This is a genomic window from Palleronia sp. LCG004 (genome assembly GCF_032931615.1).
Lineage (GTDB): Bacteria > Pseudomonadota > Alphaproteobacteria > Rhodobacterales > Rhodobacteraceae > Palleronia.
This window is the reverse complement of record NZ_CP136759.1, coordinates 908,289-923,024: the sequence shown is the minus strand read 5'-3', so window position 1 is coordinate 923,024 and position 14,736 is coordinate 908,289. Positions and strand designations below refer to the sequence as shown.

The following is a 14,736-nucleotide window of genomic DNA, read 5'->3' as shown; positions in this document are numbered from 1 at the left end:
CGGCGATCAGCCCACCGATCCTTCGAGGGAGATCGCGACGAGCTGCTGCGCTTCCATCGCGAACTCCATCGGGAGCGCCTGAAGCACTTCCTTGCAAAAGCCGTTGACGATGAGCGCCACGGCTTCCTCCTCGTCGAGGCCACGCTGCTGACAGTAGAACATTTGGTCGTCGTCGACCTTGGAAGTCGTCGCCTCATGCTCGACGCGGGACGAGTTGTTCTTGACCTCGATGTAGGGGACCGTGTGGGCCCCGCAATCGCCACCAATCAGCAAGCTGTCGCATTGCGTGTAATTGCGGCTGTTGGTGGCCTTCGGATGCATCGAGACGAGACCGCGATAGGTATTCTGCGCGTGACCCGCGCTGATCCCCTTCGACACGATGCGCGAGCGGGTGTTCTTGCCCAGATGCACCATCTTCGTGCCGGTATCGGCCTGCTGCCAGTTGTTGGTGATGGCGATCGAATAGAACTCGCCCTGGCTGTCGTCGCCACGCAGGATGCAGGACGGGTATTTCCAGGTAAGAGCCGATCCGGTCTCGACCTGGGTCCAGCTAACCTTGGAGCGGTCACCGCGGCAATCGGCGCGCTTGGTGACGAAGTTGTAGATGCCGCCCTTGCCGTTCTCGTCGCCGGGATACCAGTTCTGCACGGTCGAGTACTTCACCTCGGCATCGTCGAGTGCGACGATCTCGACCACCGCGGCGTGGAGCTGGTTGGTGTCGCGCATCGGTGCCGTGCAGCCCTCGAGATAGCTGACATAGGACCCCTTGTCAGCGATGATCAGCGTACGTTCGAACTGGCCCGTATTCTCGGCATTGATCCGGAAATAGGTGCTGAGCTCCATCGGGCAGCGGGTGTTCGGCGGGATGTAGACGAACGACCCGTCGCTGAAGACGGCCGAATTCAGCGTTGCGAAGTAATTGTCCTGCGTCGGCACCACGCTCGCGAGATATTTCCGCACGAGATCGGGATGCTCGCGGATCGCCTCGCTGATCGAGCAGAAGATGACGCCGGCCTTCTCGAGTTCCTTCTTGAAGGTCGTACCGACGCTGACACTGTCGAAGACCGCATCGACGGCGACCTTGCGCTCGCCTTCCTTGGCCTCGGCAGGCGCGCCTTCGGCACCTTCGACACCGGCCAGAACCATCTGCTCCTTGAGCGGAATGCCGAGCTTCGCGTAGGTTTCGAGCAGCTTGGGGTCGACGTCGTCGAGGCTCTTCGGCTTCTCGACCATCGAAGCCGGCTTCGCGTAGTAATACTGCTCCTGATAATCCACAGGGGCGTATTTCAGCATGGACCAGTCGGGCTCCTTCATCTGCGACCAGCGGCGGAACGCCTCAAGCCGCCACTCGAGCATCCATTCCGGTTCCTCGTTCCGCTCGGAGATGAGGCGCACGATATCCTCGGTGAGGCCCTTCGGCGCGAAATCCATCTCGATCTCGGTGTTCCAGCCGTGCTTGTAGGTGCCGCTCAGTTGCGCCACCGCGTCGACCGTCTGCTTGTCGACGCCTTCCTTGGCCTTGTCCTGAAGCATGGTTTCGTCACTCATCGCTCATCTCCTTCTCCGGACGTCCTGCATCCGGTCACGTTCTCAGGCGGCGCGCGCCCTGTGCTTGTCTCTCGCGGCACACCAAACCTCCGCAAAGCGCGCGAGGTCGTCCTCGCGCGTCTCGGGGCCTATCGACACGCGAAGTGCGGATCCCGCCGTGGCCTCGTCGAAGCCCATCGCGGAAAGGGTTCCGCTGCCGCGCAGCTTGCCCGAAGCGCATGCCGATCCGGCACTTACCGCGAAGCCGCGCAGATCCATCTGCATTACCTGCGTCTCGCCTCTCCAGCCGGGCGTCACGAGGAGGCTTGTATTGGGCAGGCGACGCGCGCCCTTGCCCACGCAGATAGTCATTTCGTCCCGATCCGCCACCCATGTCTCGAACCGGTCGCGGAGTGCCGCCACGTTTTTCATCGTACCTGCATCGAGGTCGCGCGTGGCTGCCTCGGCCGCAGCACCGAAACCAGCGATTGCCGCGACATTCTCGGTACCCGAGCGACGCCCCATTTCCTGACCGCCCCCGCGGATCCGCGCCTCGATGTCGAGCCCGCGCCTCAGGACCAGCGCCCCCACTCCCTTGGGGCCGCCGATCTTGTGCGCGGAAACGATTGCCATTCGCGCGCCCGACCAGTCGAAGGCGAAGGGGATCTTGCCGAAGGCCTGCGTCGCGTCGACGAGAGCGAGACCTTCGGGAAGATCCTGAAGCACACCGGTTTCAGAGTTGGCGGCCTGCAGGGCCGTGCATGAGGGGTCCGTCACTGCAACCGCACCGGTATTGTCGACCCCCAGCGCAGCACGGCACCAGGCGAGGATCGCCTCATGCTCGACCGGTGCGCAATCGAGGCTCATTCCTGCGGCAGCCAGCGCGGCGGCCTCCGTCGCACCGGAAGTGAACACGATATCGGCGGCATCAGCACCGAGCGCAGTCGCGACCTGCGCACGTGCACGCTCGACGATCGCGCGGGCGGCACGCCCCTCGGCGTGGATCGCAGACGGATTGCCCGCCACGGACAGTGCATCGAGCATCGCCGCACGCGCCTCGGGGCGCAGCGGCGCGCTGGCATTCCAGTCGAGATAGCAGCGTCCGGTCATCGATCCCTCGCGATCCCGCATATTTGCGGCTCAGCCCTCGTCAACGACTTCGAAAAGCGACGGCACCGCCGGGCATGGTGCGAGCGCGTTTTCGACCACGTCAGACAGCCGCGTCTGATGCAGAAAAACATAAACATGTGCGCTCAATCCCTCCCAAAGCCGATTGGTCAGCGATTGCGCACGCGTGCCGGACGTTCCGCCCATTACGCCCACGCCACGATGCATCGCGCTCACCGTCTCGTCGACGGCCTCGAGCACGTCGGAGACGCGGATCTCCGAGGCCGGCCGTGCGAGCCTGTAGCCGCCGCCGGGACCGCGCACGGACTGCACGAGCCCCTTGCGGCGCAACTTGACGAAGAGCTGCTCGAGATAGGGAAGCGAGATGTCCTGTCGTTTGCTCAGATCAGACAGCGACACGAGCCGGTCGCCACCCTGAAGCGCCAGATCACTGAGCGCGACCATCGCATACCGTCCCTTGGTGCTGAGCTTCATCGACCGTTCCTCGCCTCCGCCTTGCAGTTGACGCCGGTTGCGCCCCCGATTACCTGCTGTCCGACGTGGCGGGCCGCCTGGCCGGTCAGATTAGAATGTTTCTAAGGTACCCGACGCAATTCGTCAACGACGTCAGGGACCGCTTTTGACAGGAAAGCCAGCACCTACATGCCAGAGGTCATTTTTCCCGGTCCCGAAGGCCGTCTCGAGGGCCGTTATCATCCGCAGAAGAATCGCGACGCGCCGATCGCGATCGTTCTGCATCCGCACCCGCAATTCGGCGGGACGATGAACAATCGGGTCGTCTACAATCTTCACTACGCGTTTCTCAATCTCGGTTTCACCGTGCTGCGGTTCAATTTCCGCGGCGTCGGACGCAGCCAGGGGGAATACGACCAGGGTGTGGGCGAGTTGAGCGATGCCGCATCCGCGCTCGACTATCTCCAGAGCATGAACAACAACGCCAAGCATTGCTGGGTGGCCGGGTTCAGCTTCGGTGCATGGATCGGCATGCAGCTGCTGATGCGCCGCCCCGAGATCACGGGATTCGTGTCGGTCTCGCCGCCAGCCAACATGTACGATTTCAGCTTTCTCGCGCCCTGCCCCAGCTCGGGTTTGATCGTGAACGGTACCGCAGATCGCGTGGCACCGCCAAAGGATACCCAGACCCTCGTCGGAAAGCTGCACGATCAGAAGGGCATCACGATCACCCACGAGGAAGTCGAGGGTGCCGGGCACTTCTTCGAGGACCCGCATATGGAGCCGATGATCGGAACCGTGCAGGACTACGTGAAGCGCAGGCTGACCGAAAACTCGCGCTAGTGGATCGTATCTGAGAAAAGGTTGATGACCACGACGCCCGCGAGGATGAGGGCGAGGCCCGCAATGGCCGGCGCGTCGAGCGCCTCGTGCGACCAGAACCATGCGACAAGCGTGATGAGGACGATCCCGAGACCGGACCAGATCGCGTAGACGATCCCTGTCGGCAGAATGCTGATGGGAAACGAGAGCAGCCAGAACGAAGCCGCGTAGCCCAGAATCGAGATCGTGCTCGGGACGAGTTTCGTGAAATTCGCGGATCTCGCCAGTGCAGAGGTGGCCACGACTTCGAGAACAATGGCTAGGGCTAGAAACACGTAGGGCCGCATGGAATCCGTCTCGCTGTCGGTGCGGCCCTCTTAGCCTTCGGGTCGCGGACGGGAAACCCCCGCATCCGGAAATGCGGGGGCGAAGGTTCGGATCGCCTCAGGCGACGAGCTTCTGGGTCATCTCGACCAGGCGGCGCGCCTGATACCCGACGGACCGGCGGTGGAGATCGGTGAATTCCCCGGCCTGCATCGAAAAGCCGTAGGGGTTGCCGTTATCCTCGAACTTCACCGGGTCGGCATAGCCCGGCGGCACGAGAATGCAGCCCCAGTGCATCGCGGTGATATAAAGCGACTGGAGGGTGGTTTCCTGACCGCCATGGGACGTGTTGGCCGACGTGGACGCTGTGAAGGTCTTGTTCGCAAGCTTGCCTTCCTGCCAGAGCGGGCCGAGCGTATCGATGAATGCGCGCATCTGGCTCGCCACGACACCGTAACGCGTGGGAGAGCTCAGGAAATAGCCATCTGCCCATTCCATGTCGTCGGCCGAGACTTCGGGAATGTCCTGCATCTTCTCGAGCTGGGCTTTCCAGGCGTCCTGCCCCTCGACGATTTCGGTCGGGGCCGTCTCTTTCACGCGACGCAGACGGACCTCCGCGCCGGCGGCCTCCGCGGCCTCGGCGGCCGCCGACGCGACCGTGTGGTTCGTCCCGTAGGTCGAATAGAACAGAACCGTGATCTTGGGTTTCGCCATCTCGTTGGTCTCCTGTAACTGATTTGCTGTTTGCATATGGCACCGCGTATCGCGGCTGACCATCTGCGCGGATGAACGGATCCTGTGCGATCTGGCAGGGCGGTTTCAGCTCGACCGGCGCCATCCCGCTCTTGAACGGGCACCAAGCCTGAAATCCGCATTGCGCCCGCCTTGCATGAGCCCGATGCCGGCCATAGTCGCGACCGTGGGCCTACCGCCTGAGGATGATGTAGAGCGCGTGCACGATCCCCGGAATGTAGCCCAGAAGCGTGAGCAGAATGTTGATCCAGAAATGCTTGCCGAAGCCTTCCTGCAGGAACACGCCCAGAGGCGGCAGGATGATCGACAGGATGATGCGGATGATGTCCATGGATGTCTCCTTTCGCGGCAAATGGGCGGGCGATCGGAATGGTTCCACATGGCCGACGGTGTTCGTATGCAATCGCATACGCTTTTCTATCGCGGGCACGTGGGCTAAAGACCGGGCAAGCCACTTCACCACGCGAAAGGTTTCTCCATGTCGAAGATCAAAGTCGCCAACCCAGTCGTCGAACTCGACGGCGACGAGATGACCCGCATCATCTGGGATTTCATCAAACAGAAGCTGATCCTGCCCTATCTCGATGTCGATCTCCTCTACTACGACCTCGGCATCGAGGAGCGTGACCGGACAGACGACCAGATCACGGTCGATGCGGCCGAAAAGATCAAGGAGATCGGCTGCGGCGTCAAATGCGCGACGATCACGCCCGACGAAGGCCGGGTCGAGGAATTCGGTCTCAAGAAGATGTGGCGCAGCCCGAACGGCACGATCCGCAACATCCTCGGCGGTGTCGTCTTCCGCGAGCCCATCATCTGCTCGAACGTGCCGCGTCTGGTGCCGGGCTGGACCCAGCCCATCGTGATCGGCCGCCATGCCTATGGCGACCAGTACCGCGCCACCGACATGAAATTCCCCGGGCCGGGCAAGCTGTCGATGAAGTTCGTCGGCGAGGACGGAACCGTGATGGAGGAAGAGGTCTTCGACGCGCCCTCCTCCGGTGTCTACATGGGGATGTACAACCTCGACGAATCGATCAAGGATTTTGCCCGCGCCTCGTTCAACTACGGTCTGAACCGCGGCTATCCCGTCTATCTCTCGACCAAGAACACGATCCTGAAGAACTACGACGGTCAGTTCATGATCCTCTTCCAGAAGGTCTTCGACGAGGAGTTCAAGGACAAGTTCGATGAGGCCGGACTTACCTACGAACACCGTCTGATCGACGACATGGTCGCGGCTGCGATGAAATGGTCGGGCGGCTATGTCTGGGCGTGCAAGAACTACGATGGCGACGTGCAGTCCGACACCGTGGCCCAGGGCTTCGGCTCGCTCGGCCTGATGACCTCGCGCCTGATGACGCCCGACGGCAAGATCGTCGAGGCCGAGGCCGCGCACGGAACCGTCACGCGTCACTTCCGCCAGCACCAGAAAGGCGAGCAGACGTCGACGAACTCCATCGCGTCGATCTTCGCCTGGACCGGCGGTCTGCGCCATCGCGCGAAGCTCGACGACAATGCCGAGCTGGAGAAATTCGCCGACACGCTCGAGAAGGTCGTGGTCGACACGGTCGAATCCGGTCACATGACCAAGGACCTCGCGCTGCTCGTCGGGCCGGACCAGAAGTGGCTGACGACCGAAGGGTTCCTCGAGAAGATCGACCAGAACCTCGACAAGTCGCTCGGAGCCTGAAGCGCAGGCCCATGCGGGTGCCGCATCGCATGAGCGACACGCCTGATCATACGCTGCTCGACGACGCCCAGGGGATGACCCTGGGCGTTTTCATGTGCGGACTGGGCATCCAGATCCTCACACATCTGGGCCTGATCACCGGCCAGACGGCGGGCCTCGCGCTCCTCGTGAGCTATTCCGCCGGGCTCGATTTCGGAATCGTCTTCTTTGCCGTCAACCTACCATTCTATGTCCTTGCGTGGCGCAGGCTCGGACGGACCTTCACGATCAAATCGCTGCTGTCAGTCACCGCGCTGTCGATCCTGACCTCTCTCCTGCCGAGCGGGATCGAGATCGCCTATCTTCATCCCGTCCTCGGAACCGTACTGCAGGGATCGTTGATCGGTCTTGGCCTCATCATTCTATTCCGCCATGGCGGGAGTCTCGGGGGGATCGGCGTGCTCGCCCTCTATCTGCAGGACCGCACCGGATTCCGGGCCGGCTATGTGCAGCTCATCTTCGACATCGTGCTTTTCGGCATCGCCGCCCTAATCTTTGCTCCGTCGGTCGTGGCACTGTCGCTGCTGGGTGCCGTCGTCCTGAACCTGATCGTCGCGGTCAATCACCGACGCGATCGCTACGTCGCGACCTAACCCGTCGCGCAGACGGGAGGAAGGCATGGAGACGTTTCTCGACACGCTGTGGGCCATCTTTCCGGAGCCCATGCGCAACCAGATCGAAAGTTATTCGACCGGCTTCTGGAAATTGCTGCCCCAGCTGGTTGCCGCGATCCTTTTCGTGGTCGTGGCGTGGTTCATCATTCGCGTAGTCCAGTGGGTCGTTCCGAAAACCCTCCAACGTGCGCATGTCCGCCGTGCGCTGCGCGACGTCGTGGTCATGCTCCTGACGGTCGGGCTCTGGCTCTTCGTGATCCTCATCGCGATCACGATCGTCCTGCCGACCGTGACGCCCGGGAAGGCGCTTGCCGCACTGGGCGTCGGCGGCGTCGCCATCGGTTTTGCGTTCAAGGACGTCTTCGAGAATTTCCTCGCCGGAATTCTTCTTTTGATCCGCGAACCGTTCGAGGTTCACGATTTCATCGAATGCGAAGGGATCGATGGACAGGTCGAGGACATCACCATCCGCGACACCCATATCCGCCAGACCGATGGCCAGCTCGTCGTCGCGCCGAACGCGATGTTCTTCAAGAATCCCGTGACCATCCGCACCTCGGGCAGCCTTCGGCGCACCACGATCATCTGCGGCGTCGCCTACGGCGAGGATGTGGATGCCGCACGCGACGTCATCGAGGCCGCCGTGCGCAAGGTCGACTCCGTTCGCGACGATGTACGCGACGTGCAGATCTTCGCCCAGGAATTCGCCGACAGTTCGATCAATTTCGAGATCACCTGGTGGACCGGATCGAAGCCCGTCGACATTCGCCGGTCGCGCGACAAGGTCGTGGCGGCGGTGAAGCGCGCGCTCGACGATGCCGGGATCGAGATTCCGTTCCCGTACCGCACGATGACCTTCAAGGAGCCTCTCCGCATGATTTCAGAGGCGGAAGAGGACAAGACCTGAGGTTTCGGGGCCGCGAATAGCGAAAGACCTAGCCAAGGATGCCGCATGATTGTAAGGCGCGCGCAACCCATCCCATCCAAGGCTGTCCCAATGGATCTGCGCAACATCGCGATCATCGCCCATGTCGACCATGGTAAGACCACGCTCGTCGACGAGCTCCTGAAGCAATCCGGCGCGTTTCGCGAGAACCAGGCCGTTGCCGAGCGCGCGCTCGACAGCAACGATCTCGAGCGCGAGCGCGGGATCACCATCCTCGCCAAGAATACGTCCGTCGAATGGAAATCGACGCGCATCAATATCGTGGACACCCCCGGACACGCCGATTTCGGCGGCGAGGTCGAGCGGATCCTGTCCATGGTCGACGGAGTCGTCCTTCTTGTCGATGCGGCCGAAGGGCCGATGCCGCAGACGAAGTTCGTGACGTCGAAGGCCTTGGCCCTCGGCCTCAGACCCATCGTGGTGCTGAACAAGGTCGACAAGCCGGATGCCGAGCCCGACCGCGCGCTGGACGAGGTCTTCGATCTCTTCGCATCGCTCGATGCCGACGAGGATCAGCTCGACTTCCCGCATCTCTACGCCTCGGGCCGCAACGGCTGGTGCGACAGCGAGCTCGACGGACCGCGTAAGAATCTCGACGCGCTTTTCAATCTCATCGTCCGGCACGTTCCGCCCCCCAAGCAGCAGAGCCGGCAGGACGAGGATTTCGCCATGCTGGCGACAACCCTGTCGGCCGATCCGTTCCTCGGGCGGCTCCTGACGGGCCGGGTCGAATCGGGCCGTCTCAAGGCCGGTGCCACGGTGCAGGCGTTGTCCCGGCAGGGCCAGAAAATCGAACAGTTCCGTGTCTCGCGTATCCAGGCGTTCCGCGGCCTCGGTTACGACGACATCGACGAGGCCGTTGCGGGCGATATCGTCACGCTCTCGGGCATGGCCAAGGCCACGGTGGCAGACACGATCTGTGCGCTTGCCGTCGACAGTGCGCTGCCCTCGCAGCCCATCGATCCGCCAACGATCACGGTGACCTTCGGCATCAACGACAGCCCGCTTGCCGGCCGCGACGGCAAGAAGGTGCAGTCGCGCGTCATCCGCGAGCGCCTGATGAAGGAAGCCGAGACGAACGTCGCGATCAAGGTCACCGACACGCCCGGCGGTGAGGCCTTCGAGGTCGCGGGCCGCGGCGAATTGCAGATGGGCGTCCTCATCGAGAACATGCGCCGCGAAGGGTTCGAGCTGAGCATCTCGCGTCCGCAGGTGCTTCTCCGCGAAGTCGACGGACAGCTTCTCGAGCCCATCGAGGAAGCCACGATCGACGTCGACGACGAGTATTCCGGAGCCGTCATCGAAAAGCTGACCGGCGCACGCAAGGCCGATCTGGTGGAGATGAAGCAGGCAGGCGCCGGCAAGACGCGGATCATCGCACATGTCCCGTCACGCGGGCTCATCGGCTATCACGGCGAGTTCCTGACCGACACGCGCGGCACGGGCGTCCTGAACCGCGTCTTCCATACCTGGGCCCCGCACAAGGGCCCGATCCCTGGCCGGCGGCAAGGGGTGCTGATCTCGATGGAGAACGGTCAGTCCGTGGCCTACGCGCTCTGGAATCTCGAGGATCGCGGCAAGTTCTTCATCGGCGCGCAGGAAGACGTCTATACCGGCATGATCCTGGGCGAGCACAACCGCGACAACGATCTCGAGGTGAACCCGCTCAAGGGCAAGAAGCTCACCAACGTGCGGGCGAGCGGCACCGACGACGCGGTGCGCCTGACCACCCCGGTCACGCTGACGCTGGAACAGGCAATCTCGTATATCGACGATGACGAACTCGTCGAGGTGACGCCGAACGCCATCCGTCTTCGCAAGCGCTATCTCGACCCGAACGAGCGCAAGCGGAACGCCAAGGCCGCTGGCTGAGGAGCCTGTGGCCCGGATCACCCTCCTCGGCGTGCCACTGGATTGCGGCAAGGCACGCCGGGGATGTCTGATGGGGCCCGACGCCTATCGTGTGGCAGGCCTCGCCGAGACCTTGACGGATCTCGGCCATTCCGTAAGCGACGCGGGCAATATCGCCCCGGGCGAGATCCGGCAGATCGACGGCCCCGCTCATCTGCACGCACTGCCCGAAACCGTTGCCTGGACCGAGGCGCTTGCCGGTTGGGGGCGGTCCTCTGATGGGCTCGTCGTGTTCATGGGCGGCGATCATGCGCTTTCCATGGGAAGCGTCGCAGGCATGGCCGCGCGTTCGGCCGACCGCAAGCGACCGCTCTTCGTGCTCTGGCTCGACGCCCATAGCGATTTCCATAGTCCGGCCTCGTCATCCTCGGGCAATCTTCATGGCTGTCCCGTGGCATACGTGACCGGTCAGTCGGGCTTCGATGCCTTTCCGCCGCTCGTCGCGCCAGTACTCGAAGATCGCGTCGCGATGATCGGGCTGCGCTCCGTCGACGGAGCGGAGAAGCGCGCTTTGGAACAAAGTGCAATTTCCACCCACGATATGCGCGAAATCGACGAGACCGGGATCGCCGCGCCGTTGCGAGCCTTCCTCCGGCGTGTCGCGGCAGCGGGTGGCGATTTGCATGTCTCGCTCGATGTCGATCTGATGGACCCGATGATCGCTCCCGCGGTCGGGACGACGGTTCCCGGCGGACTTACATTTCGAGAAGCGCATCTCGTGATGGAAGTCCTGAGTGAAGCGGATGTCGTGACCTCTCTCGATCTCGTCGAGCTCAACCCGGCCCTCGACGAGCGGGGAAAGACAGCACAGCTGATGGTCGACCTGACCGCATCGCTGATGGGCCGGCGGATCTTCGATCGCCCCACGCAGGGCTTCATCGAGGCCTGAACTTCAGCTGTCGGGTTTTTCGGGTGGGATCGAATAGGTCAGTGACGCCCGCGCGACCGGCTCTTCCATGCCCTCGGAATGGATCAGGACATCACCGACGACAAGCACACGTCCGACTTTCAGCAGTCGCGTCGAGGCGACGAGATCCCTCCCCGATGCCGGCTTTCGAAGGAAGTCGATCGCACAACTGGTCGTAACCGCAAGGCCGACGGGACCAAGTCGTGCAAGGATCGCGAGATAGACGCTGACATCCGCCAACGCGAACATGCTGGGCCCGGATACAGTGCCGCCGGGGCGGAGATGCTTGTCGCTCACGTTCAAGCGTACACGCGCACCTTCAAGCGTCACGTCCTCGATCGAGAAGTCATCCCCGATCTGCGGGAATTCGCGCCGGAGAAATGCATCCAGCGCGTCCTTGTCCATCAGAATGCCCATGTACCCTCCCCTGTCGTGGAAAGGGTGAACGGGCGGGCACCCAAGGACAAGCGATGATCAGAGGTCGTGAAACGCGCGGGCCTGCCGCGCCGTCCAATTGACCGTCAGCGCCATTCCGTTCTCTTGCGGTGCTTCGTCCTCGACCACGCCTTGCTCGTAGAGCCACGCACGCCTTTGTCCCGCCTCGAAGGGCAGGGTCAGCGTCTTGCGGCTGCGTTTCTCGTCGAGCTCCGAACCGATGGCATCGGTAAGCGCCTGCATTCCGTCACCCGTCAGTGCCGAGAGCGATATCACGCCTTCGCGGCGGGACGCGAGCATTTGGGCCGTTTCACGCGATTCCGCGTCCAGCAGATCGGTCTTGTTCCACACCTCGATTTGTGGCGTGTCGTCACTTACGCCCAGATCCGAGAGGATCGCACGAACATCCTGCGCCTGCTCTTCGGTCTCGTCATGGCTGATATCGCGCACATGGACGACAAGATCGGCAGCCAGAACTTCTTCGAGCGTGGCCCGAAAGGCCGCGACAAGCTGGGTCGGCAGATCGGAGATGAACCCAACAGTATCGCTGAGGATGACACGTTTGCCGGAGGGCAGATCGACCGCACGCATCGTCGGGTCGAGCGTCGCGAAGAGCATATCCTCTGCCATGACGTCCGCCCCGGTCATCCGGTTGAAAAGCGTCGACTTTCCGGCATTGGTATAGCCGACCAGCGCAACAATCGGGAACGGAATCTTGGCGCGGGCCGCGCGATGCAGTTCCCGTGTCTTGACGACCTTCCCCAATTGCTTCTTGAGCCGATTGAGTTGTTCGTCGATGGCACGGCGGTCGGCCTCGATCTGCGTCTCGCCAGGGCCACCGACGAATCCGAGACCACCGCGCTGCCGTTCCAGGTGGGTCCAGGCACGGACCAGGCGGGTCCGCTGATAGCTGAGCGCGGCCATCTCGACCTGCAGAACACCCTCGCGCGTGCGCGCACGATCCGAGAAGATCTCAAGGATCAGACCGGTCCGATCGAGGAGCTTCACGCCCCAGGTCTTTTCCAGATTACGCTGCTGAACAGGGCTTACCGGACCGTCGATGAGGACGAGCCCGACTTCTTCGGCCTCGATCCTGGCCTTCAACTCATCCAGTTTGCCCGTACCGAAGAGATGCTTCGGGTGCGGTCGCTGGAGGCGCACGATCTCGCCGCCCGCGACATGCAGGTCAGGAAGGGCCGCGGCCAGGGCGATCGCCTCGTCCAGCGCAGGCTGGGCATCGCGACGGTCACGTTCGGAAAGGAGTTCGGGGTGCAGGACCCATGCGCGCATCATGTGCGGTGAACGTCGGCGGACACGATCGGGTTCACTGACCGTCGTCGCCTTCGTAGAGCTGGATGGGTTGCGACGGCATGATTGTCGAGATCGCGCCCTTGAACACCAGCTGCGACTGACCGTCCCGGCGCAGCAGTACGCAGAAATTGTCGAACCAGGTTATGACGCCCTGAAGTTTCACGCCGTTGATCAAAAAGATCGTCACGGGCACCTTTGTCTTGCGCACGTGGTTGAGGAAGGTCTCCTGCAGGTTCTGTTTTTCGGAAGCCATGACGTGTCCCTGACATTCGTTATTCTTGGCGGCAAAGCGCGCGGGTTGAAACGGTCGGAGTATGAAACGCCCTGCAGCGACATTCCACCCGTAAACTCACACGCGATACGGTCAATCGCGCCAGAAATCGCGATTGAAGAGCGCAATGAGCGCCAGAGTCTCGAGCCGCCCGAGAACCATTGCGAGCGCGAGCACGACCCGCGCCGTCTCGGTCAGGGTGCCGTAGAGGATCGGTGCCTCGCCGGCGGTATAGGCGAGCGGCCCGGTGGTGGAGAGGGCCGAAATGGCAAGGACCACCGAGGCCTCGAAGGGCGAACCCAGCAGCGCCAAGGCACCCGCCGTCACCGCGGCGGACATCGCAAAGAGCATGAAGAAGATCCACGCGACGAACGCGCCTTCGCGTCTCAACCGTCGCGCGGCCGATCCCGAACCGCCGATCGAATGAGGGTGGATGAGACGCTCCATCTCGCGCGTGCCGTGCTTGTAGAGCGCATAGATCCTCAGAAGCTTCACGCCCCCCGCGGTCGTCGCGATCCCACCTCCGAAGAGCGCAAGGCCCAGCAGGATCAGACCCGGCGTCTCGAGCCCCGACCACGTCCGCGCATCGGCAAAGGCCGACGATTCGAACCCCGTCGTCGTGAGATAGCTCAGCGTCGTGAAAAGCCCGCCCCAGAGCACGCGCAGCGCCTGGGGAATATCCTCGGCCCCGTTGTACGACGGCGCGGCGATCCAGTGCCTGACGAAAAGGAACGTCGGCACCGCCAGGACCAGTACCACAGCCAGCCTGATCTCGGGGTCGCGAAACAGGTATCCCGGTGCCCGCCTGATCCGGTCAGTGCTGAAGGTCAGTCGCGAGATCGCAAAGATGAGAAAGGCGAAAATGAAGATCTCGGGGACGATCCCAAGCGTGCCCGCCGGCTGCAATTCGATCCCCGAGGTCGAAAGGGTGGCCATCGCGACGACCATTCCACGCAGCGGATCCATCCCCGTCGCGGCGAGCAGGATCCAGAGCGCGAACGTAAGTCCTCCGTAGATGGGTGCCAGTCGGGCCGCATGAACGGAAAACCGCTCCATCGCATCGCGCTGACGGGTCATCCGCAGCCGCGCGCGGGCCGCGTTGCTCTGGTCGGCCGACACGACCTCGAAACCGCCAAGGCTGAGCGGAGCGAAGATGGCGAGCGCCGAAACCCAGAAAAGGAAGCCCCCCATCCACCCCACGAGGCCACGCCAGAGATGCACGCTCGGCATCAGGGCATCTTCGGACGGATACATGGTCGCGCCGGTGGTGGTCATGGCGCTGACCATCTCGAACCACGCGTCGAGCAACCGCATTCCGTCGAGCGATTGCTGCACCGGCACGGCCAGCATCAGCGGCAGGAGAAGAAAAGCCGCGGCAAGGGCCATCAGATCGGCACGCACCGGCCGATCGGTCCGATCCTTTCCCGTCGCGATCGCAAGAAGAGTGGTGAGGATCAGGAACAGGATGGACGAATAGAAGAACACCCGCGCAATCTCGAGATCGCGGATCCGGTAGGCATGTATCGCCGGCACGAGCATCGCGAGGGCACCGACCCCCATCAGGGCCAGGAACAGCGGAAGCGTCCTTATACGCTCCAGCAT

16 protein-coding genes are annotated in these 14,736 nt (G+C 62.8%); 6 read left to right on the top strand and 10 right to left on the bottom strand.

Annotated features, from left to right (window positions below; translation table 11 throughout):
* Positions 1-6: 6 nt before the first annotated feature.
* Genes sufB through RVY76_RS04420 form a run of 3 tightly spaced genes read right to left on the bottom strand, consistent with a single transcriptional unit; the run spans position 7 to position 3,129 of the window.
* Positions 7-1,548, bottom strand: coding sequence for a Fe-S cluster assembly protein SufB (gene sufB, locus RVY76_RS04430; RefSeq protein ID WP_317376128.1), 1,542 nt, complete (start codon positions 1,546-1,548; stop codon positions 7-9).
* 42 nt (positions 1,549-1,590) lie between these two features.
* Positions 1,591-2,637: a cysteine desulfurase family protein gene (locus RVY76_RS04425; protein ID WP_317376127.1), complete on the bottom strand. Its 1,047-nt coding sequence runs from the start codon at positions 2,635-2,637 to the stop codon at positions 1,591-1,593.
* Positions 2,638-2,667: 30 nt separating this feature from the next.
* Positions 2,668-3,129, bottom strand: coding sequence for an Rrf2 family transcriptional regulator (locus RVY76_RS04420; protein WP_317376126.1), 462 nt, complete (start codon positions 3,127-3,129; stop codon positions 2,668-2,670).
* Positions 3,130-3,297: 168 nt separating this feature from the next.
* Here RVY76_RS04420 and RVY76_RS04415 point away from each other — a divergent pair, with 168 nt between their 5' ends.
* The gene (locus tag RVY76_RS04415) at positions 3,298-3,951 is read left to right on the top strand and encodes an alpha/beta hydrolase (RefSeq protein WP_317376124.1); all 654 of its coding nucleotides are present in this window, start codon (positions 3,298-3,300) and stop codon (positions 3,949-3,951) included.
* Here RVY76_RS04415 and RVY76_RS04410 read toward each other — a convergent pair.
* The 3 genes from RVY76_RS04410 to RVY76_RS04400 form a co-directional block, all read right to left on the bottom strand.
* Positions 3,948-4,277: an SMR family transporter gene (locus RVY76_RS04410; RefSeq protein ID WP_317376123.1), complete on the bottom strand. Its 330-nt coding sequence runs from the start codon at positions 4,275-4,277 to the stop codon at positions 3,948-3,950. The genes RVY76_RS04415 and RVY76_RS04410 overlap by 4 nt on opposite strands.
* A 97-nt stretch (positions 4,278-4,374) precedes the next feature.
* Positions 4,375-4,968: an NAD(P)H:quinone oxidoreductase gene (gene wrbA, locus RVY76_RS04405; protein ID WP_317376122.1), complete on the bottom strand. Its 594-nt coding sequence runs from the start codon at positions 4,966-4,968 to the stop codon at positions 4,375-4,377.
* Positions 4,969-5,179: 211 nt separating this feature from the next.
* Entirely contained in the window at positions 5,180-5,338 is a 159-nt protein-coding gene (locus tag RVY76_RS04400) for a YqaE/Pmp3 family membrane protein (RefSeq protein ID WP_317376120.1), read from the bottom strand.
* Positions 5,339-5,485: 147 nt separating this feature from the next.
* Between RVY76_RS04400 and RVY76_RS04395 the strand changes: the two genes are divergently transcribed.
* From RVY76_RS04395 to rocF, 5 genes are all read left to right on the top strand, one after another.
* Complete coding sequence (locus tag RVY76_RS04395) at positions 5,486-6,700, top strand: NADP-dependent isocitrate dehydrogenase (RefSeq protein ID WP_317376119.1); 1,215 nt, start codon at positions 5,486-5,488, stop codon at positions 6,698-6,700.
* Positions 6,701-6,729: 29 nt separating this feature from the next.
* Positions 6,730-7,332, top strand: coding sequence for a YitT family protein (locus RVY76_RS04390; RefSeq protein ID WP_317376118.1), 603 nt, complete (start codon positions 6,730-6,732; stop codon positions 7,330-7,332).
* A gap of 70 nt (positions 7,333-7,402) precedes the next feature.
* Positions 7,403-8,260: a mechanosensitive ion channel family protein gene (locus RVY76_RS04385; protein ID WP_317376711.1), complete on the top strand. Its 858-nt coding sequence runs from the start codon at positions 7,403-7,405 to the stop codon at positions 8,258-8,260.
* Between the two features lie 90 nt (positions 8,261-8,350).
* Positions 8,351-10,171: a translational GTPase TypA gene (typA, locus tag RVY76_RS04380; protein WP_317376116.1), complete on the top strand. Its 1,821-nt coding sequence runs from the start codon at positions 8,351-8,353 to the stop codon at positions 10,169-10,171.
* 7 nt (positions 10,172-10,178) lie between these two features.
* Positions 10,179-11,099, top strand: coding sequence for an arginase (gene rocF / locus RVY76_RS04375; protein ID WP_317376115.1), 921 nt, complete (start codon positions 10,179-10,181; stop codon positions 11,097-11,099).
* 3 nt (positions 11,100-11,102) lie between these two features.
* Here the strand turns inward: rocF and RVY76_RS04370 are convergent, their stop codons facing one another.
* From RVY76_RS04370 to RVY76_RS04355, 4 genes are all read right to left on the bottom strand, one after another.
* A complete protein-coding gene (locus RVY76_RS04370) occupies positions 11,103-11,534 on the bottom strand; it encodes a PaaI family thioesterase (RefSeq protein WP_317376113.1) in 432 nt (143 codons plus the stop codon).
* 57 nt (positions 11,535-11,591) lie between these two features.
* Entirely contained in the window at positions 11,592-12,842 is a 1,251-nt protein-coding gene (hflX, locus tag RVY76_RS04365) for a GTPase HflX (protein ID WP_317376710.1), read from the bottom strand.
* A gap of 34 nt (positions 12,843-12,876) precedes the next feature.
* Positions 12,877-13,116, bottom strand: a complete 240-nt coding sequence (gene hfq / locus RVY76_RS04360; protein WP_317376112.1) for an RNA chaperone Hfq — start codon at positions 13,114-13,116, stop codon at positions 12,877-12,879.
* A 111-nt stretch (positions 13,117-13,227) separates the two neighbouring features.
* On the bottom strand, positions 13,228-14,736 hold the full coding sequence (locus RVY76_RS04355; RefSeq protein WP_317376110.1) for a potassium transporter TrkG: 1,509 nt from the start codon (positions 14,734-14,736) through the stop codon (positions 13,228-13,230).